The 19,475-nt window shown below is 30.7% G+C and carries 21 protein-coding genes and 1 tRNA gene; 13 read left to right on the top strand and 9 right to left on the bottom strand.

Annotation, left to right across the window (positions count from 1 at the left end; translation table 11 throughout):
- Positions 1-1,749 (bottom strand): PhoX family protein, encoded by a 1,749-nt coding sequence (locus CCORG_RS03660; RefSeq protein WP_025803600.1) that lies wholly within the window; start codon positions 1,747-1,749, stop codon positions 1-3.
- 141 nt (positions 1,750-1,890) lie between these two features.
- On the opposite strand from CCORG_RS03660, the gene CCORG_RS03655 reads away from it, so the two are divergent.
- Positions 1,891-1,976: transfer RNA gene (locus CCORG_RS03655), tRNA-Leu, on the top strand.
- 107 nt (positions 1,977-2,083) lie between these two features.
- On the opposite strand, the gene CCORG_RS03650 is transcribed toward CCORG_RS03655, so the two are convergent.
- Positions 2,084-2,806, bottom strand: a complete 723-nt coding sequence (locus CCORG_RS03650; protein WP_025803601.1) for a hypothetical protein — start codon at positions 2,804-2,806, stop codon at positions 2,084-2,086.
- 341 nt (positions 2,807-3,147) lie between these two features.
- Positions 3,148-3,288: a hypothetical protein gene (locus CCORG_RS08875; protein WP_216832734.1), complete on the bottom strand. Its 141-nt coding sequence runs from the start codon at positions 3,286-3,288 to the stop codon at positions 3,148-3,150.
- An 81-nt stretch (positions 3,289-3,369) separates the two neighbouring features.
- Here CCORG_RS08875 and CCORG_RS03645 point away from each other — a divergent pair, with 81 nt between their 5' ends.
- From CCORG_RS03645 to CCORG_RS03635, 3 genes are all read left to right on the top strand, one after another.
- Entirely contained in the window at positions 3,370-3,600 is a 231-nt protein-coding gene (locus CCORG_RS03645) for a hypothetical protein (RefSeq protein ID WP_025803602.1), read from the top strand.
- A gap of 205 nt (positions 3,601-3,805) precedes the next feature.
- A complete protein-coding gene (locus tag CCORG_RS03640) occupies positions 3,806-4,369 on the top strand; it encodes a hypothetical protein (protein ID WP_025803603.1) in 564 nt (187 codons plus the stop codon).
- A gap of 291 nt (positions 4,370-4,660) precedes the next feature.
- Entirely contained in the window at positions 4,661-5,305 is a 645-nt protein-coding gene (locus CCORG_RS03635) for a hypothetical protein (RefSeq protein ID WP_025803604.1), read from the top strand.
- Between the two features lie 906 nt (positions 5,306-6,211).
- Here CCORG_RS03635 and CCORG_RS03630 read toward each other — a convergent pair.
- Positions 6,212-6,802, bottom strand: a complete 591-nt coding sequence (locus CCORG_RS03630; RefSeq protein ID WP_216832733.1) for a LexA family transcriptional regulator — start codon at positions 6,800-6,802, stop codon at positions 6,212-6,214.
- Between the two features lie 205 nt (positions 6,803-7,007).
- On the opposite strand from CCORG_RS03630, the gene CCORG_RS03625 reads away from it, so the two are divergent.
- The 9 genes from CCORG_RS03625 (at position 7,008) to CCORG_RS03585 (ending at position 13,951) form a co-directional block, all read left to right on the top strand.
- On the top strand, positions 7,008-7,229 hold the full coding sequence (locus tag CCORG_RS03625) for a helix-turn-helix domain-containing protein (protein ID WP_025803606.1): 222 nt from the start codon (positions 7,008-7,010) through the stop codon (positions 7,227-7,229).
- Positions 7,229-9,841 (top strand): IS66 family insertion sequence element accessory protein TnpA, encoded by a 2,613-nt coding sequence (gene tnpA / locus CCORG_RS03620; RefSeq protein ID WP_025803607.1) that lies wholly within the window; start codon positions 7,229-7,231, stop codon positions 9,839-9,841. The genes CCORG_RS03625 and tnpA overlap by 1 nt, the downstream gene beginning before the upstream one ends.
- Before the next feature lie 227 nt (positions 9,842-10,068).
- The gene (locus CCORG_RS03615) at positions 10,069-10,992 is read left to right on the top strand and encodes an AAA family ATPase (protein WP_025803608.1); all 924 of its coding nucleotides are present in this window, start codon (positions 10,069-10,071) and stop codon (positions 10,990-10,992) included.
- A 155-nt stretch (positions 10,993-11,147) separates the two neighbouring features.
- The gene (locus CCORG_RS03610) at positions 11,148-11,318 is read left to right on the top strand and encodes a hypothetical protein (RefSeq protein WP_161632385.1); all 171 of its coding nucleotides are present in this window, start codon (positions 11,148-11,150) and stop codon (positions 11,316-11,318) included.
- 105 nt (positions 11,319-11,423) lie between these two features.
- The gene (locus CCORG_RS03605; protein ID WP_025803609.1) at positions 11,424-11,837 is read left to right on the top strand and encodes a hypothetical protein; all 414 of its coding nucleotides are present in this window, start codon (positions 11,424-11,426) and stop codon (positions 11,835-11,837) included.
- A gap of 60 nt (positions 11,838-11,897) precedes the next feature.
- Positions 11,898-12,536 (top strand): hypothetical protein, encoded by a 639-nt coding sequence (locus tag CCORG_RS03600; protein ID WP_025803610.1) that lies wholly within the window; start codon positions 11,898-11,900, stop codon positions 12,534-12,536.
- Complete coding sequence (locus CCORG_RS03595) at positions 12,529-12,972, top strand: hypothetical protein (RefSeq protein WP_025803611.1); 444 nt, start codon at positions 12,529-12,531, stop codon at positions 12,970-12,972. Before CCORG_RS03600 ends, CCORG_RS03595 begins: the two co-directional genes overlap by 8 nt.
- On the top strand, positions 12,969-13,157 hold the full coding sequence (locus tag CCORG_RS03590) for an NrdR family transcriptional regulator (RefSeq protein ID WP_025803612.1): 189 nt from the start codon (positions 12,969-12,971) through the stop codon (positions 13,155-13,157). The genes CCORG_RS03595 and CCORG_RS03590 overlap by 4 nt, the downstream gene beginning before the upstream one ends.
- An 80-nt stretch (positions 13,158-13,237) precedes the next feature.
- Complete coding sequence (locus tag CCORG_RS03585) at positions 13,238-13,951, top strand: hypothetical protein (protein ID WP_025803613.1); 714 nt, start codon at positions 13,238-13,240, stop codon at positions 13,949-13,951.
- On the opposite strand, the gene CCORG_RS03580 is transcribed toward CCORG_RS03585, so the two are convergent.
- From CCORG_RS03580 to CCORG_RS03560, 5 genes are all read right to left on the bottom strand, one after another.
- On the bottom strand, positions 13,943-14,524 hold the full coding sequence (locus CCORG_RS03580) for a phage virion morphogenesis family protein (RefSeq protein WP_025803614.1): 582 nt from the start codon (positions 14,522-14,524) through the stop codon (positions 13,943-13,945). The genes CCORG_RS03585 and CCORG_RS03580 overlap by 9 nt on opposite strands.
- A gap of 113 nt (positions 14,525-14,637) precedes the next feature.
- Positions 14,638-15,852, bottom strand: coding sequence for a phage head morphogenesis protein (locus CCORG_RS03575; protein WP_232088128.1), 1,215 nt, complete (start codon positions 15,850-15,852; stop codon positions 14,638-14,640).
- A 120-nt stretch (positions 15,853-15,972) separates the two neighbouring features.
- Positions 15,973-17,262 (bottom strand): phage portal protein family protein, encoded by a 1,290-nt coding sequence (locus CCORG_RS03570; RefSeq protein WP_025803616.1) that lies wholly within the window; start codon positions 17,260-17,262, stop codon positions 15,973-15,975.
- Positions 17,259-18,863, bottom strand: coding sequence for a phage terminase large subunit (gene terL / locus CCORG_RS03565; RefSeq protein WP_025803617.1), 1,605 nt, complete (start codon positions 18,861-18,863; stop codon positions 17,259-17,261). The genes CCORG_RS03570 and terL overlap by 4 nt, the downstream gene beginning before the upstream one ends.
- The gene (locus tag CCORG_RS03560; RefSeq protein ID WP_025803618.1) at positions 18,853-19,335 is read right to left on the bottom strand and encodes a DUF1804 family protein; all 483 of its coding nucleotides are present in this window, start codon (positions 19,333-19,335) and stop codon (positions 18,853-18,855) included. The genes terL and CCORG_RS03560 overlap by 11 nt, the downstream gene beginning before the upstream one ends.
- Between the last annotated feature and the right edge of the window lie 140 nt (positions 19,336-19,475).

Raw genomic sequence — 19,475 nt, 5'->3', positions numbered from 1 at the left:
TTATTTTGTAATTACAGGAAGTGGTCCGATATATCCTGTGTATGCTCTTGCATCTTGTGGATTTGAAAGTTTATCCTCATCACTCTCACCATATGGGTGTTGAATAACTGCAGTTATATAACCAAAACCACCGATATTGTTGTAGTAGTATGGTGATGTTGTTTCGCTTCCATAAGGAGTTGTAAAAATTCTAGTTAGCTTATCTTGTGCTATATTGTATGACCAAATAGCATCATTTTGATGACCTGAGCCTGTATCTTCGCCGATTATCAGTGTTCCGGTATTGTTTATGTAAGTAACATTATCAGGATTTGCTAAACCATTTAAATCACAAGTATTTAGTTTATCACCTGTGTCGCTATATTTTCCTGATACCATACCTTTCATTACGCTTGGAACATATTTTGAACCGATTTTTTCATTTTCAACTAGGCTTAGTTTATATACAGTTCCACAAGTGTTGTGAGGAAGTCTGATATGGTCTTGACCTTTAACATCGTATTTATTGCTATCTTTACCTTTTGATTTAAAGCTTTCCATACCTTTATTAATCTCACTCATTCCAATATAAACTTCATTAAGATTGTTGTTGTATGTAATACCTTCCATCTTTCTAAATTCAGTTGTAGCACCTTTTATAGCCGCAACTCTTCTTGACTCTAATCTACTAGCTATTTTTTCCATGCCATCTTTTAGCTTTATACACTCAGGCTCAGTGTCTTGGTTAGAGTCAGCATTTGCTTTTGTAGGAGTAAATCCAGCTGGGCAAGTATCATCTTTAAAATCAGCTACTTCAAACATATCGCCAAATTTAACGCCATCATTTATAGCTTTTTGAATCTCTGAATTTGTTGCATGTCCTAGGCTAATCCACTCCAAATCAGCAGTTCCGCCATTTTTATCATCTGTTTGATTCCATTTTGCTGCATAAAGTGTTCCAGCACTTAAATCTTCTTCTTTATCAGCTATAAACATAAATAAAGAGACATTTGTACCATCATCGCTTAATAAAACAGTTTTTTTATCAGGAAGCACGTAAGATAGCTCATGTGCCATTCTACCCATAGTATAGTGTTTTGTAACCTCTACATCACCATTTTCACTAGTGATTTTTATCTCTGGGATATAACCATAAGCATATGGATTAACTTTTGTTAAATCTCCACCAAAATACTCGCCCATAAGATCAGAATATTCACCATTTGAACCATCTTCTTTTACTGTTCTAGCATCTGGTTCATACTCTTCACTTCCTAAGTGTGTTCCCCAAGGACTTACTGAACCAGCACATGGAACCCAAAGCCCTCCAAATTCAGAAAAATCAATGTTTTTTGTATTAACTGCTGTTAGTTTTCCATTTTCATCTTGACTTAGCTCTGTTATATACATAGCTGCTGGTCTTGTCTCAAAATGAGAAATCATAAAAATTTTATCTTTATAAGTTAAAAGTGAAGAAAAGTCATTATCATCAGAAATTCTAGGACTTCCATCTTTTGTTGTTATAAGTTTGCCATTTTTATCATATAAAGCACCAAAAACGCCATCACCAACTTTATCGCCTGAGCGCATAATGGTATTAAAGCCTATTTTATACTCTTTGCCATTTACCTTAACTGTATCGCTAGCACCAATGCCTCTTTTTTCATCATCAGTCATTGGAACTTTTACCTCGCTAAATTCAATACTCGTAAGTGCATCACTAGCAAAAACGCTCATGCCTGATAGTGCAAGAAAAAGAAATTTTTTCATTATATACTCCTGTTAAAAAATAGAAAAGAATTGTATAACCAAACGGAAACAATGAAATACATTAAAATAATAACTGTTATTATAAATAAATTTTTAGCTAATTTTAATCTAAAATTTTGTATAATCTCGGATTGTTTTTTAGCCCAAGTGGTGAAATGGTAGACACGCTAGACTCAAAATCTGGTAGAGGAAACTCTGTGTCGGTTCGAGTCCGACCTTGGGTACCATGGAAGTTATTTTAAATTTTTATAAACTATCAATAAAAATAAAATAAACATATATAATAACAAACAACCTTATGTATAAAAATAAAAATATAAATTTGTATTTATTGTTAAATTTTAAAAATATTTTTTATTTTAGGAGTTTTATCTACATCAATTTCTAATTTTTCTAAAAAATAATCCCTTACTTCAAGCCTTTGTTTATAACTAGGAAGTATGTTAATATACTCATACTCTTGTACAAATTTAAATTTCCATATCAAAATATTTCCATAAAATTTTAGATTTTTTACGCTTTTATTTGTTAGAATTTGAAAAATCAAACTAGGCAGATATAAAATAGTATAAATCATAAAAATAAAAAAAATTATAAAGAATAAACCATAAGTTCTATTAGTTACTAAAACTATTAAAGCCCAAAAAATAGCAATTGCCATAACTATATAAAATCCATCCTCATCTTTTTTTATAGAAGTAGTTCTTGTATCAGTTGTTTGGTAAATTTTTAAGTGTTTGTTTATAATAATTTCTTTTTCCAAATTTTTATCTATGAATTTTATATGTTTATCTTTTATAATAATTTTGCTACTTTTTCTATTAAAAAACGCCGTTAAAACAGCCACCAAACCAGTAAGTGAACCAAAGGATGAATTTACGCTCTCATTAAATTTAAAAAATATAAATGCGAATGCTATAAAAAATACTCCAATGATAAGAGCTATAAAATTTATTAAAATAGCATTATTTTCTATAATAATTGGGTCTTTATCATAATCTCTCTTGCTTAAACTCTTATTACTTAAATTTTCTTGATTTCTCATAACAGCATCCATAAAGTTAACCTACTAATAAATTTAAAATTTTATGTATTATTTCTAAATTTTATCTTAAATTTAAAGCAATAAAATAGCAAAAATAAAAGTAAATTGTGTATTTAAAAATCTAAATACCTACTAAAAATTATTTTAAGATTTAAAGATGTAGAATACACAAATTTAAAATATATTCCATTAATAAGATTAAAATTTAAAATGGTAGTAATAAAAAATATAGCTATGGTTTTTAAATTCAAATAAATTTAGGGTGAAAATAAGGAATGAGATGAATATTTTTGAAAAAGAAATAAATTATTTAAAAAAATTAGAATTTATAAAAGAATTTAAAAAACAGAAATTTATTTAAGATTTTTTGAAAGAGTTTTAAATCCAAAGTCCACAAAAAATGGGCTTTCATCAGTTTTTATGTGCATTGCTTTTATATTTGGTTTTTTATATTTTTTAAGCATAATCAGCATTAAGCTAAAACCAGAAACCAATCTTTACAAAACAATAGGTATTGTAAAAAAAGTTGACGCTGCCTCAGATTTTGGACGTCGTGGCAGAGATAGCTACTTTACTTGCAGACAAACGATGGTAAAATAGTTAAATTTTGGCATTCTCCAAGCGTTGATAAAAATATAACACCAAATTTATATAATAAAAAGGTGATAGTTTATTCAAATTCTCCTACTTATAAGATGAGTGCCGATAAAGTAGTTGATGAAAAAGGAAATGTACTAGTTGATTATGATTATAAAGAAAGGCTAGATACAAATAGTATTTTAAAAAGTTTGCTTTTCCAGTACTAATTTTAATAAATTTAATCATAGTGTGGAAACTTAATAAAGATTAAGTAAAATAGTATTAATTACGAAAATAGATAAATTTATACAAAATTTTAAAAAGTTAGCAAAAATAACTAGTTAATAACTAAAAAGATTTATAATTTTAAAAGTTATAAATTTGTGGCGTAAATTATTAAAACAAAAATAGAATTTTACAAAAGGAAAGAATGTGAAGCAAATTTTTAAAGCAATACTCTTTTTATTTTTAACATTAAATTTTGTCTTTGCAGATGAAGTAAAAGATGATAATACAACACTGCAAAACCAAAATTTAACTAAACAAGTTGATGAACTAAACAAAACCATCAATTATGCAAATTATGATAAATTTATAGAAATTTTAAATAAATACCCCAATCTTATAAATGCTACCGATAGTGAGGGTTTAAGACCGCTAGAGCATGCAATTGTATTTGCTGAATCTATAGATGAAATTATTGCAAAAAATAAACTTTTTAAAAAAACAGAAAAAGTAAACCATTATGAGTTTTTTGATCATCTGGTTGAGAAGGGTGCTGATTTAAATTACGAAGTGCTTGATACACAACTTACGCTTATACAACATGCCACCATAGCACTTAATGAAGAGTATTTGATTGACTTTGTAAATAAAAATATTGATAAGATAGATATAAATTTGGATTATAATGATTATCAAACAACTGTTCTTACTTTAGCACATAAACATAATAAAAAAATCTTTTTGAGTGCTACATTAAAAATGGAGCAATAGTAAATGATGCTCTAATTATAGATATAGCTTACAATATTTTAGTTCCATTTTATGAAAAAACTAAGTATTTTAGTATTGATAATTTTCATCTTACGGATGAACAACTAGCTCTTTTAAACTCAAAAAAGTATCAGCTGGCTTTAGATAATGAACTTGATTATTTAAGCTTATCTATAAAACATCTTAAAAATAGAAACGATAGAGTTGATGACGCTATAAATAGACTTTTAAAATTTCAGAATTTAACAAAAAACTTAAGACTTAAAAATATATTAATAAAGGAGATTGACAATGGCTAACTTAAAAAAGAAAACTGAACATGCTGATGAACAGATAAAGAACACAAACCCTAGCGGAGAAAACGAAAGAGATTGGGCTGATGATGCAATAGATATTACAACAGGAGTTTTCGATAAATATTTACCTGGTGTGGATGGAATTGGTAATCCAACAATAAAAGATTCAAAAAATACTTTAAAAAATAGAAAAGTTGATGATTATAATAGATTCGATAAGCTTGACGAAATAGAAAAACAAAGCCCTAGAGTCAATTGGGGTAACTCCAACGCCCAACCAACCCAAGACCAGAATCCAAAAAAAGACTCTACTACTCCACCACAAAAGCCAAACAACACAGGCGAAACTGGTGGTGGCACTGGAAATGGTGGAGATACATATAGCACAGAAAATAATACAGGTGGCAATGCTACTAACTCAAAAAATAATACTAATGGCTATCAATGCAATAACTCAATATCTTGGGGTGGTGGCACAGATTGTGAATGGTTTGAGCTTATAAATAAATATCTCATTGACGAATACGACCCTTTAGTCCTAGACCTAAACAGTGACTCTAAAATTTCAATCATAAATAGAGATAACTCCAACTCATACTTTAATCACGACGGTAATAATGTTAAATATAAAACTTCTTAGATAGATAAAGATGATGGATTTTTAGTTATAGATAAAAATAACAATGGCTATATAGATGATGGTTCTGAACTATTTGGAAATTTCATTGATTAATTTTATATTATTAAGATTTATATTGATATTAATTATAAAGATTTACTTATTCTGACCAATATCCTAAATTTACACCATAATTAATTATTACTTTTTATTGCTTAATGCATTAGTTTTAATATTGATTTTACTTTGGCAAAAAGAGCCTCCACTATTTTAGTAAAAAGCTCTTCTATTTGCATATCTCACTACTTACTTTTTATCTCTGTATTTCCACTTGTTTTAATATCATCCTTTATGCCTTCATAAACCTTATCGCCTATTCCTTTTACATTTTTTGTGGGGGTGTAGATAAAATGGGAAAAGTGGTTGGGTGGAAAATGGTTTTAAAATAGCGATGGAATGGTGGTTTAGATAAAAATATTCTTATTTTAAGTGCGTGGTTTAAGGATAGTAAAAAATCCCAAATATCCCAAAAGGGCGATTTTCTCACAAAAGCGTTCATAAATTTAAAGTTTTAAACGCTATTTAAAGGGCTTTAAACGGCTAATAATGGCTAATGTTTAACAACTATACAATTTCCTAAAATTCATCACAAAAATAACAAAACAACTAAATATGGGCATTTTTTGTTTTTAAGGTTTGATAGTAAAAACAGATAAAATTGTTTAAGGTTTGGGGATTAAGTCAGTAAATTTAGCTAAAAATATGACTTAATGAAGCTTAATATATTTTAATGTTCATAAAGCACGATTAATCGGTAGTTTAAGATTAAGTCAGACAAAAAAATATGCCACTATCTTATTTGTTAACTTAAAATACAGTACTTTTTAACCTTAAATGATTAAGTTAGACTTTAAGATTTTTTTTATTTTAGCTTATAGTTTTAATTACTTTGCCAATAATATCAAAAATTTCTTGTGAGTCTTCTTCTAATTCATAGCTTTCATATAGTGGGTTTATACTTTTAATTTTTAAGCCATCCGGTTTTTGTTGCAACATTTTAACCATGAAAATATTTTTATAATTTATCACATAAATTCCATCACCTATAAAATTATTGTCAATATTTATTATGACATAATCTCCAGAGTTTAATGTGGGGGACATACTATCTCCAACGACCTCTACTATTCTAGTTTTTTCAGGATTAATATTTGTCTTAAAAAGATTTTTCGAAATAAATATAAAATCATCTGTATCATACACCTCAATGCCTTCAATATCTGTCAAAGTTCCAGCACTTGCATTATGGCTAATTTTTTTAATTTTATAGCCGTTATTCTCATTATGCGAAGTATTAAAATTTTTGTTTAAAAATATATAATCTACTGGAATATTTTCTTCTTTAGATATTGAGAGCAATAACTCATAAGGAATACTGTTTCTAGCTTTCCAAGTACTAAGAGTATTTTGTTTTATGTTGTATTTTCGGCAAAATTCTGCATCACTCTTTATATTCAATTTGTGATATAGTCTATTCAAAATATCATTTATGTTACCCATTTTAACCCTAACTTTCTATAAATATCGCATTTTGTATTGACTTACATCTCTTTTTGCGATATAATACTTCCAACTTTATATTAGTATTGTAGCATAAAATAAAGATACTTCCATTAAATTTGAAGTATTTTTTTAAAAATAAAACAATATGAAAGGAGAAGTAATGACACTTAGCGAAATATTTGATAAAAAATGCATAACGCCATCAAAATGGTTTAGAAACAATAATTTAGATCCAGATATTGGTTATAGGGTGCTTAGGGGAGAACTAACTGGCGAGAGAAACACAAAAGGAAAAACTAGAGAAGTATTTGAAGCACTCCTTAATGATGGTTTTATAGATGAACTTCCTAGTGGCTTAAGAGACAATAAAAAGGCTAGTTAATGTTTTATGTGGGCAGTAAAACCGCATCTATAGTATTTAATGTAGGACAAAGTACATTAAGAGAATCAGTTAGCCGAAATTCTAATCGCTATCCTTTTCTACGCATAGAAAATACAGGTAAAAGGGGTCGTGGTGGGGCTAGGTTACTTTTTAAAATAGAAATAGCCCAGTTAAAAATGGCACTACATAGTAAAAAAATATCAAATGATACGAAAATTTACACCTTAGATAAAGGTGGGTTAAAAGAGATTAGTTTGGGTGATATCTTTGGTGATGATTTTATACAAAATTTAGGAAGTGGTGTGGTAAATGGTGGTGTGAGTGGTGCTGACAGCCATAGTGACGGCGTGGCTGGAGTGAGTGGCGTGAATGATTATGATAGAGCAAGTTATGTAAATGGCGGTGTGGATAAAGCAAGTGGTTTTGACAGTCATAGTGACGGCGTGGCTGGAGTGAGTGGCTTTGATACTCATAGTGACGGCGGTGTGTATAGTTGTGACAAGATAAATAATAAAAGACGCATTTTAGATAACAAAAATGGTTATCAAGGCATTGGTGGTAAAAACAAAAAAGAGATAAAAAGCAGTGAAATTTCAAGTGGCGATGGTGAGTTAGATAGTCATATAACGCGAAACGAAAGCAAGATGAGTGATGATGAAAAACAACATATCGCTAGTTTAAATTTAACTAAAGATTTAAAAAGTGGTGTTTTAGGTGGCGTAGTTAATGACGCTAAAGAGTCTAAAAGTGGCTTATGTGGCAGTAGCACTAAGGGTGGTTTATGTGGTGTGGGTAGCGATGTAAGTGTTTTAGGCGGTGTATCTAATAACTCTAGCATTTTGGGTGGTGATAACTCTAAAAATTCCAAAGCCGATAGCCATAGTCACAACAGTGCTTTGTGTGGTAACGCTAAAAATGTGACCTACTTCCAGCTTAGCGATAAACAAAAAGATGAAGTTAATGAAAAGATAAAACTCATCAAAGAGCAAATTTCAAGTGGGCAAAGTGTGGCTGATTTTTGTAAGGCTAGAAATCTCTCCAAATCTACATTTTACCGCTGGAAAAAAGAGTATAAAAACGGCGGTGCTGTGGGGCTAGCGGATAAAAGTGGAATGCACCGCAAAGGTGAGTCTAAGCTTGAGCCTTGGATGCAGGAATTTGTTTTAAGTAAATTTAGAGCTTACGGGGCTGGAAATTTTAATCTAACTGAGTGCGTAGATAGTCTAAATGCTGAGATTATAAAAAGAGATGGCTTAAAGTATGGCTTAAATTTAAGCGGTGAGTTTAGCTTTTGTGATAGTGGTGTGATAAAGAGATTTTTAGATAATCACTACAAAAACAAGCCACTTGAATACACAGTTATAACTAAAGGCTTTGATAAAGCAAAAAGCTATTTTAAACCATCAATGGGAGATCAAAGAGAGATTTTTACCTTTAGAAATCAGTGTTGGCAAATAGATAGTAGCCCACTTGATATGATAGTAAGAGATGATGAAACTAATGAGCCGTTTCGTCCGCACATTTTAAGCATAGTTGATGTTTATAGTGGTCGTGGGGTAGTAAGCTTAGAAAAAACAAGCAATAGCTTAAACATTATTCGCCTACTTTGGAAGGCTATAAGCACCCTAGGAAAACCACAAACTATAAAAGGCGATAACGGAAAAGACTATTTAAGCGGAAATTTCCAGGAGCTATTAAATGGTCTTGGTATTTTTTATGAAGCGGCCTTGCCTTATAGTGGGGAACAAAAAGGAATGGTTGAAAGAAGATTTAAAACGCTTCAACACTCAGGTATTGCAATGCTTCCAGGATATATCGGAAATGATCTAAAAACAAGAGAGCAGATAGAACAAAGAACGCCTAAAAAAGATCGTCACGCAAAAGATGAGTATGGACATTCTAAAATGACAAATTTAAAGAATTTACTAAGCTTTAGCCAGGCTAAAAAAGAGCTTGAAATTTTAAATATGAAGTGGGATTTAATAAGTGGCAAAAGAAGAAAAGGAAAACCTAGCCCAATGGATATATGGAATAGCGATGATACTAAACTTTTAAGCGTGGATTACGCTGAGTTTTTACTTTATGCAAGTAAAGGTGTAGATAGAGTAGTAACTAAAAAAGGCATAAATTTTAACGGAGATGTTTTTGTTAGCTTTGATATGCCACCAGTTAAAACAAGGGTAACTATTCGTCAAAATATAGATGATGTTAGTGAAATTTATGTCTTTAGCCAAAAAGGCGAGTTTTTATGCGTGGCAAGAGATAGTAAAAAAGCAAATTTAAGTGCTGATGAGTTAAAAATAGTAAATAAAAGCTTTAAAAAAGATCTAAGTGAGATAAAAAAGGTTATAGATAAAGCTAGCCAGTCTTTAAAAAGAGATGCTTTATATGAGTTAGAAAACATAAAAAAACTGCATAGAAAAAGTTTAAAGGCTGAAAAATGGGAGTTATCAAATGATATTAGTAGTGTTAAAGAAAAAATACAAACATCTAAAAAGCTAAATGAGATCTCAAACCAAGCTGCAAATTATGAAAAATATAGGCTTAAAAAAGATGAAACTAAGACAAAGAAATTTAAGGGCTTTGATGAGTTGATAGAAGATGTTAGTTAGTTTTTTAAAGGGCATAAAAATGCCTTTTAAAAAGCTTTTAAAAATTTTAAATGCTTGTTTGCTAAGACGGTGCCTTATGGCTAAATAACTTTAATAAAATAGGCAGTATTACGCTTTTGACTTTGCATATTTCAAGGGAGCTATCTTTGTGATAGTAAGTGCAGAAATATGCACAGGAAAAGCGTTAAGGTTGTCAAGATTTAGAAGTTTAAAAAAGGAGAATAGATATGAATTTACAAGAGAGAATCGCTGAGTTTTTACTTAGCAAAGGGGTAAGCCAAAATCAGTTTGCAAAAACAGTTGGGATAAATCCTGCTTACTTAACTGGATATATGAAAGAAGGCAAGGACTTCAAATATGCAAATAAAGTTGAAGACCTTGCAAAAAATTACCTTGATAATTTTATCCAAAGTAAGCCAAAAAATCAAGACGACCTACCATTTATCACTACAAAAGATGCAAAAAGCATAAATGCTGTGATTGAGTGGAGTGTGGAAGATAGAGATCTAGGCGTAATCATAGGAGATGCTGGAACTGGTAAGAGTAGAGCTATAAAAGAGTTTTCTAAAAGCCACCCAGAAGCGGTGCTAATAGAGGCAACTATATCAACAAATGCAAGGGCACTTTTTCGTATGCTATGCCTTAAATTTGGCATAACTACAAGTAAAAGCGTAGATGAGATGATAAGAGATGTGGCAGATAGCCTTAAAAAGATAGATAAGGTAATCATCATAGATGAAGCAGAACATTTGCCATATCGTGCTTTAGAGGCGTTAAGAAGGATGTATGATTTTAGTAAAAGCCCTGTGGTGTTGGTTGGGACAAAAAAACTGCTAAACAACTTAACCGGGGCTAAAAAAAGCAACCTTGAGTATGAACAACTTAGTAGCCGTGTGGGGTCAAAGTGGTTTTTGGAAGGGTTAACATACCTTAACGGTGATAAAGCAAAAGTAAATAAAGATCTAGTAGAAGTTTGTAAGCTTTTTGGCGTGGAAAATAACGAGCTGATAAATCAAATAGAACGCCTTACAAGGGGAAATTTTAGAAAAACGGAAAAACTACTTAAAAGAGCTAAAAGAGTGGCGGATTTAAATGAGATGGGTATAGATGGGGAGTGTATAAATGAAGCAACAAAGATGCTTTTACTTTGAAAGATTTAAATTAGTAACAGATTTGTCAAAAACTCTTAAAAATCCACTGCGTTACGGACAAAAAGTCCGCTCCTTGTGGATTTTACGAGTTTTTGATAACTATGCTGAAATTTGAAAATCTATTTTGTTAAAAACATTAAATAAAGGAAAAAATTATGAGAAATTTAGGAGAGATGATGATATTTAAATCAAAAATGAGAGCTTTAGGCTTTGATGTTGTTAAGTTTAGACCAGATGGAGGTGTATATGCAAAAAGAGTAAAAAGAGAGATTAGCTTTAGTAAAGACGGCTTAAAAATAGCTAATAGAGTGCTTAAAAAGGCGTAAAGGATTACGCAATACAGAAAACAGAAAGGAGAGAAATGAAAAGCGGTAGCCTACAAAAAAGGCTTTTTGAATTAGTTAGAAAAATCAAAAAAAGAAAGGTAAAAAATGTTAGTAAAAATAGGAAAAAACGAAGTAAAAAATAGTGATAAAGCTCTAATTAGAGCAGTTGAGGATTTTTGTGATTTAAAACTTGCAATTGATGAGTTAAATGAGAAGTTAAAGCCACTTAGAGAACTAATTGGCGAGTTTGCAAAGGAGATGCTTAAAAGTAAAAACGCTGCCACCATAAACTTTATACTTGATAGTGATAGTGGTGTAAAGGTAAGTTTGGGCTATGATGTAAAAATAAGTGATGAGAGTAATTTAAGGCTTATTTTAGGAGAGAGGTTTGATGATTTAGTTAAAACTACGACTTTGTTTAAGCCTGAAAAAAAGCTTCAAGAACTAGCTTTAAATGATGATGGGATAAAAGGGTGCTTGGATATAAGAGAGAAAACGCCTTATATAAGTTTGATTTAAAGATTTTAACAAAGGGCTTTGTAACAAAGCCCTTGATTAAGGTTTTAAAAAGGTTAAAAAATGAGTATAGATGAGATTTTTGAAGCAATTGGATATGAAAGACGCAAACTTATAAAAGAGCTTTTTGGCGATAATAGATCATTTTTACCACGCTCAAAGGTTATTAAATATCACAAAGTTTTAGAGGGCATTGAGACAGATAAATTAATTGATTTTAGCATCTATATGGACACTTTTAGAGAAGAGTTTGTAAGTGTGGATGTTGCGATGCAAAGAGCAGTTAATGCGTATAAAAAAGCCCTAATTTTAAGTGAGATAAAAAAGGGCAAAAAAGCTTTAAAAAGCATAAAAGAGGTTGAGAGATTTTGTAAATTAGCCTTTAGGGGAGAAGATCTTTTTAGTGGGTGCAAAGGAAGCCCTTACATTGAGGGTGTTGTGATATGCATAGATGATGAGGGGAATTTAAGAAATAAATTTATAGTCAATAAAAATGGAGTTTTTCAAAGGCTTGATAGCTTTGATACTAAAAGGGTTTGGGAGTATTTGTTTAAGCATCAAGAAAGAATTGGTGTGATTGAGTATAAGGAAGTAAAAGTTAGCCAAATAGAGAAAAAAGATGAGAAATTAAAAGTCCTTGATACAAACACAAAAGCTTATAAAATGGTAGAAAATGTAGTAAAAAGGATAGGAAATGACTAAGAAACAGCGCCTTTTAAGAAATAGCTTGCTAGCTAGAATTCACCTACATCCTTTTTATAAAAGTGCTTTTGAAGTGGGGGCTTGGAGTGAGTTTTTAGAAAACTCATTTAAAACTAACTCATCAGCAAATTTAAGCATAAAAGAGCTGATTTTACTACTTGATATTATGAATGGTAAAGATGCTATTATAGATGAGATTGATTATAAGGGTAGAGCTAGATTAAATCCAAACCTTGCTACGCAAAAGCAGATCACAAAATGCCTTAGTTTAAAGGATGAGCTTAATTACAGCGATGCTAAATTTAGAGAGTTTGTCTTTAAAAATACAAAAAAGATGCTTTGGAAGTTGGAGATGATAAACTCTTTTACAAAAGGTGAGCTTTCAAAGCTAATAAGCATAATGAGTAAGATAAAGGCTTGGAGAGATAAAAGATGATATGTCCATATTGTGCAAATGATAAAACTGAAGTTATAGGAACGGCTAAAAGCCTAGTCGTGCACAGATTTAGAAAATGTCCAAAATGTGGTAAAACATTTACAACAACTGAGAGTGTTAATCCTGCAAACGAGTATCTAAAAGAGTATGAAAAAATAGCTAATGAAAGTGAGAAAAAACAATAAATTTTGATATAATTTTAACCATAATTCTTGACAAATTTTATAAAAAAATATAATATAAGCAAAGAGGGTTATCAGGCGATATGATAAATCAAATTCAAAAAATATTCAAGCGAAAAAACAGTCTATCAAGTGAAAATATTATTGATTATATATTTGAAAAGACAAAAACACTATATTTTCAATCGTTAAAACCGTGCTTATATAGTGATTTCTTAAAACTAGATAAATTTGAAAAAATCCAACATTTTACAATAAAAAACCTAGATATAGATGTGATAAATTTAGTTTATAGTGGATATTTTTTTGATAAAATCTATTATAAGTGCTTAGACAAAGAAAAAAGAAAACTCATAAGGCAACTTGGACATAACTCTAATACACTATCTGATATATATCACTATCATGAAAATTTAGCGTATAATATAGTTTTTTATATATTTCAAACAGCCAATATGGATGATGATTTTTGGTATTTTAACATAAGTGGATATGACAACCCTAATAAGAAAGCAGATAAAAAATATTTAACTCCAAACGATCCGTTTTTTGAGATATATTATCCACCAAATTTTTTTGGTGATACTTCTAGTGTTAGAGCCATAAGCGAATTTGCTTTAAAATACTCCAATAAAGAGCACCAAAAGTATAAAAAACTCAAAACAGATACAAAGCTCTATGTAGATGATGATTTTAATTTTAATATACCAAAATATTTTATAAACAATGTTTTTGATAAAAAAGAGATTAAGGATGTTATAAAAAAAGTAAGAAAATTTAACATATCTTTATGTTAAATTTTTAATGGACTTAATAAATGTTTTAACAGCCATATCTGTGGCTTTTTTATTTATATCATTTTCTATCATCTCTAAAATATCACGCTTTAAATTCGGCTCTAAATTTCCACTACTATCAATTGGTAAAAATGGTCGTGGGGGGATGCCTTTACTACCAAATTGATGAGTTAAACCATATGGAAAATTTTGCTTACCACCCTTAGCATAGCTTTCAACCACTACGCTTTTATTATCAGCCTTAACGCCCCAGCTAGTCCTTAAATTTCCACTCTCATATAAAAGCTTTTTATCTCCATGAATGCCGTATTTTTGTAAAAAACCCTTTTTTTGTGATTTGCCATTTTTATAGTAGGATTTTCTTTTACCACCTGCATAGTTAAAAGCTGTAGTTGCAGATATTGGCTTCCAACGCTTGCCAAATGGACTTTTTTCACTCTCAAAACTCTCATCTATGCTAGTTCTTACCATCTCACCAACTGCTTTTAGAGTGGGTTTTAAGTTTATTGTGTAGGCACGAAGCCTTTTAAGGCTTTTTTGTATTTCATCTAAATTTGTTACTTTAACTGGCATTTTAACTCCTTTTGTGGTATAATACAATAAAGTAAGTGTGAAGATGTGAAGCTTAAAAGCAGGTAACCACAGAATGAAAAGTTCGATGTTGTAGGTTCAAATCCTACCCACACTTACTTAAGTTTAACTATTTTCTTTCCTTTTATCCAGTTTTCTATGTCTATTTTATCCACCTTATCAAGTGTTATTATATAGTTATCATCTTTGAATTTCTTATGAGTTTTTATCATCTCAATTGGTATTAAATTTAATCTTTTGGCATCCTTTACATCATCAAAGATAAAAACTATGTTGTTATGATTGTCTCTTAAATCCACATAAATTTTACTCTCATCGCTTAAAATTTTAACTATTTGCCTCATCTCATCTATACTAAAATCATGATTATACTCACCTTTTCGTTCAGGTCTTGCATGATATAATCTATCTTTTGTTAAAATAAGTCCTTTTTTATCTCTGTTTTTAAGTGGTAGGAATTTAGATATTAATTCCATAACCTCCTTATTTAGCATTCCAACTTGAATAGCATTTATAGGGCTTTTATAGTTTTTCTTTACAATTATCTCATCTACCATCTCATCAAGCCCCTTTTGCCACACATAAAGATTTCTCTCACTCTCAAATTTAGCTATTTTAGGGGTATTTTTTAGCTTTTTATTAGCCTTTTTGTAAAACTCATCTTTTAAATCGTGATCTGTTATGTTATAAGCAAAGTCCTTATCTGCGATATCAGGGTGCTTTAGGCTTTGTGGGGTTATACCCATTTTTTTAAGCTGATCTTTTGTATAGCCCCTAACACTGCATCTACAACCCCAGCCATTTGGTGGAAAATTCTTTTTCCAAAAGGGGTGGTCTTTATGAAAAACTTTACCATGCATTTTTCTATGACTTGGTCTTGTTCTACTATCAAGAACTGCTGTGTAGCGGTAATACTCTATAGAACTTTCATCAAGGCTTTGCTTTTTAGCTCCTGCATAAGTAGTTCTTAAATTTGTATCAAATATAGTCTTTAATCGCCTTGAGCCAACAAAGATATCTTTTTCTTTGCCAGTTTTAGGATCTTTTACCTTAACTTCACCCCACCAACCACTCTTTTTTAAGTGCGGTATGATATCTTTTTTCCACTCATCAAAGGTTATACCATCATTTATCGCCCTACTAATAGAGTTTTGCATATCTTTTAATAGATCAAGATTTATCATCTTAGCTATTGTAAAAACTCTTTTGTGGGCTTCATGCCTTATCTCATCATAATCAAAACTAGTCTTTAAATCTTTAGACTTAAATTTAGCCACCAGCTCATCAGGATTTTTAAAAAAATCAATCAAAATTTATCCTTTTTTATTAACCCCCACCCCTGACCACGTTCAAAGGGCGGATATAGCACTGCAAAGCAGTGCATCCGCAGTGGATTTAAATAAAACTTTAATAAAGTAATCTTTAGAAGTTTAAAACTCATCACTAAGTCCTAAAATTTCAGCATTAGACATGGCACTAAACATCACATTTTCTAAAATGTCTAAAGGAACACCATCATAAATTTCATAAAGCTTATTAAATGCTTCTTCGTAAGTATTGCACTCTTTTAATAAGGTGTTTAAACTATCTTTAATCATAGTTTCAACGCCCTTTAAAGGCTCTTTAAAATTAGGACTTTCTATAAACTCATCAAATTTATCAAGTGGTTTTTTAGGTAGTTTATAGTTTAAGCTTTTTAATTTTTCTTTTTTTGGAAGAGGAAGATCAAACTCTTTAGCCATATCATCTATACTCATTTCATAGCCAAGTGGGTATAAAATTGAGAGCATTTGGGCTCTTTGAAGCAGGTTTTTATCTTTTTCATACTGAATATTTAAATTAGCCTTTTTGTTAAAACGAGAGTAAAAGTTCTTTACTTGACGCGAGGCAAATTTAATATCAGCATCAATTATCTCAAAGCGGTTATTTTCGTGGATCTTGCCTTGTGCGTAACTTCCAGTAGTTGCCGTGTTTGAACTAAGAACTGAGCCATTTATACACTTTGCTATCTCAGCATCACAGTAGCGGATAAACTCCATAAAGTCCTCTTGGCTTCCACGCCCTTCAAGTATCTTAATCGTATCATTTACGCCAAATATAGCATAACTTCCACTTCTTAGGTTTTCAAATGCTTCACTCATCTGTTTAAGTGTTTTTTCATCACTACTAGTAGCTCCACCAATTAGCGGTGGAACGCCTAAAAACTCAGCAAATTTCAGATAAAGGCTTAAAACATAGTGTTTTGCATAAGCTATCCAAAGAGTTTTTAACATAGCAGGGTTTGAAGTAATAGTTATAAAAAATGGCTCTTTGGCAATAAAGCGGTTTTTACCTATCCTTAAAGTTGGCAAATTTTCTCTAAACTCAATATAACTTCTATCTACCAAACTAACTTTTATAAAATTATTTTCTAAATATAGCTCAAGCAGTGAAAATCCATACAACCTTGCCTCAACACTAGCTTTAATTATCTCTTCAATATTTTCATCTTCACTCTCTCCTAAATCGTGGGTAAAAAACTTATTTAAAGTAGAATTTAATCTTTTTTCGCACTCACTACCTAAACTGGTATCTTTATCAACTAAGAGATTAAAAAGAGGAAATAGTTCTTGCTGGTTTTTGGTTAGAAGAGCTGCTCTTACCCTACTAGCTGTTAGTTCTGTGTAGTAGCTTAAATCTGTTTTGATAAATTCTCTTTTTGGTTTTAGAAACTCTTTCATCTAAATATCCTTTTTAAAAAGCTTTTCTTTTGTCTAATTTCACTCATAAATTTATTTGCCTTTTCATAATCAAAATTTGGCACTTTTGCTATACGCCATGCAAACTCTAAACTATCAAGCCCATCATCGTGAGCTGATTTTGGGTAAGTATCAAGTTCATCTATAAAAGTATGAGAGTGCTTGTCTATTAAGATAACTCCATTGTTAATTGGTGGGGTTAAACTATCTATCCTTAACTCTTTAGCCACTGTATTTTTAAGCGAAATAATCGGCAAATAAATTCCTAACTCACAAGACCTTTTTTCTAAATAGTCTTTAAAAAACTCTTGAAACTGCACAGTTTCAATGGCTATTTTTAAAGGCCTGTTTAGACTTAAGATACTAGCTGCTTCGCTGATAATTCTCTCAGCCATCACCTCAGGCTTTAATTTTGTCATCTTAACTTTTGCATAAAATTTATTATCTAATAGCCCTAAAATAGCTATACTAAAATAATCCCCTTTTGACTTGCCCAAACTTGGGTCTATTCCCATATAGTAAGCATCACATAGTGGCATCTCATCAAATGTTTGATAAGAGCTAAAGCTAAGCTCATCACTACTTAATGGCTCTTGTTGATACTCACTTAAAAAAGCCCCCTTACTTGCTTTATACTCTAGAAAAAATCTCTCTTTATTTAAAGAGATATCATCTAAGATAAACTCATCTAATGCAAAAGTCTCTAAATCAAAAGGAAAGCTTAAAACCAAAGGAAATGTAAAGCTTTTAAAATCCACTCTTTTTTCAAGGCGGTTAAGTAAGCAGTCATAATGCAAGGTTGTGCCTATAACAAAGATGTTGTAGTTTTCATCATCTCTTGCTGGTAGCTTCATAATGGCTTTTTCAAACCAGTTGTAAATTTTATCTCTTTGACTTTTTGTTTTAACATTTTCATCATTTTCTAAGTCATCGCATATTATCAAATCAGGTCTAAAGCCTCTCCAGTTTTCGCCCCTTATCTTTTTGCCAGCTCCATATACACTTATCTTAAAAGGCTTTTTACCAACATAAAACACAATCTCTTCACTACTCCAAATCTCTCCTTTTGTGATGTTAAAATCATCTATAAAAAGAGAATTTGTCTCTAGTTCGTCTTTTATAAAATCAAGCGTTTTTTTGCTTAGATCAAGTGTGGCTGAGACTATGATGGTGTTTCTTTTTTCTTTTTTAACTACTTTTATAAACAAAACATAAAGTCTACTTATAAGAGTAGTTTTAGCCGCACCCCTGTAGGCTTTAAAAACCATATGATGGTTGTTTTTAGTTAGAGTGGAGTTGTGTTTATAAAAAAAGTTTCTAAATTTAGAAGTTTCTGGAAATTTTACATGGTGGCCAAAATAGATACTAACCATATCTTTAAAACTGCTCTTTGCCTTTTTTACTCTTTCATCTTTTTTTGTAGGGTCTAAGCCACTTTGCAAGGCTTTTTTAAGATCAGAGCTTAAGCCATCTAGCCACTCTTTAAACTCAAATTTGGCTATTTTTTGTAAATTAGAGCTGTTTTGATTAGTTAATTTAACATCATTTAAAAAGCCATTTAGTTCGTCTTTATTAAATAGCATTTAAATTCTCTATTTTTTTGTTAAACTCAGCACTATCTAAAAGTAAAACTAAGTTTTGTAAGCTCTTATCATCCCCACTGCTTTTAAAGTGCTCTACTATAAGCTTAATAACCTCTTTTACAATGCTAAGTTTATATGATGCTGGATCTTCAAGCTTAGCAATATACTTCATCTTTGCAAAGCTATCGCCTACTTTTGATAAAGCGTTTGCTTTTTCTATAGACGAGAGCTTATCATCATCGGTTATATCTTTTATGGCTTGATACATCTGGTCTATGAAGCTATTATAGATAGTTTCACCACTATTTTTAGCATTTAAGATAGCATCTGTTGCTTTTATCATATCCCAGTTACCATCACGGCTTTTATAGTTTTGGATAGTTTTAGGGCTTTTATGTAAGATTTGGGCTATTTTTGAAATGTTAAAGCCTTTTAAGTAAAGCTCCCTAGCTAGCTCCTTTGTAGAACTCAAAATATCTCCTTTTTTTAAAGATTTAAAATCTTGACGGATTTATTCAAAACTCTTAAAAATCCACTGCGTCACATACAGGAAGTATGCTCCTTGTGGATTTTACGAGTTTTTAATAACTACGCCTATTTTTGAAAATCTAT

It is taken from the genome of Campylobacter corcagiensis (genome assembly GCF_013201645.1).
In the GTDB taxonomy this organism is placed as follows: domain Bacteria; phylum Campylobacterota; class Campylobacteria; order Campylobacterales; family Campylobacteraceae; genus Campylobacter_B; species Campylobacter_B corcagiensis.
Note: the sequence above shows the minus strand (reverse complement) of the source record. Positions and strands in the feature narration are given on the sequence as shown.

Coding starts and splice junctions, on each gene's coding strand:
- CCORG_RS03650 (WP_025803601.1), bottom strand. CDS start 2,806: ATGGATGCTGTTATGAGAAATCAAGAAAATTTAAGTAATAAGAGTTTA.
- CCORG_RS03635 (WP_025803604.1), top strand. CDS start 4,661: ATGGCTAACTTAAAAAAGAAAACTGAACATGCTGATGAACAGATAAAG.
- CCORG_RS03595 (WP_025803611.1), top strand. CDS start 12,529: ATGACTAAGAAACAGCGCCTTTTAAGAAATAGCTTGCTAGCTAGAATT.
- CCORG_RS03590 (WP_025803612.1), top strand. CDS start 12,969: ATGATATGTCCATATTGTGCAAATGATAAAACTGAAGTTATAGGAACG.
- CCORG_RS03615 (WP_025803608.1), top strand. CDS start 10,069: ATGAATTTACAAGAGAGAATCGCTGAGTTTTTACTTAGCAAAGGGGTA.
- CCORG_RS03580 (WP_025803614.1), bottom strand. CDS start 14,524: ATGCCAGTTAAAGTAACAAATTTAGATGAAATACAAAAAAGCCTTAAA.
- tnpA (WP_025803607.1), top strand. CDS start 7,229: ATGTTTTATGTGGGCAGTAAAACCGCATCTATAGTATTTAATGTAGGA.
- CCORG_RS03605 (WP_025803609.1), top strand. CDS start 11,424: ATGTTAGTAAAAATAGGAAAAAACGAAGTAAAAAATAGTGATAAAGCT.
- CCORG_RS03570 (WP_025803616.1), bottom strand. CDS start 17,262: ATGAAAGAGTTTCTAAAACCAAAAAGAGAATTTATCAAAACAGATTTA.
- CCORG_RS03585 (WP_025803613.1), top strand. CDS start 13,238: ATGATAAATCAAATTCAAAAAATATTCAAGCGAAAAAACAGTCTATCA.
- terL (WP_025803617.1), bottom strand. CDS start 18,863: ATGCTATTTAATAAAGACGAACTAAATGGCTTTTTAAATGATGTTAAA.
- CCORG_RS03610 (WP_161632385.1), top strand. CDS start 11,148: ATGAGAAATTTAGGAGAGATGATGATATTTAAATCAAAAATGAGAGCT.
- CCORG_RS03625 (WP_025803606.1), top strand. CDS start 7,008: ATGACACTTAGCGAAATATTTGATAAAAAATGCATAACGCCATCAAAA.
- CCORG_RS03600 (WP_025803610.1), top strand. CDS start 11,898: ATGAGTATAGATGAGATTTTTGAAGCAATTGGATATGAAAGACGCAAA.
- CCORG_RS03660 (WP_025803600.1), bottom strand. CDS start 1,749: ATGAAAAAATTTCTTTTTCTTGCACTATCAGGCATGAGCGTTTTTGCT.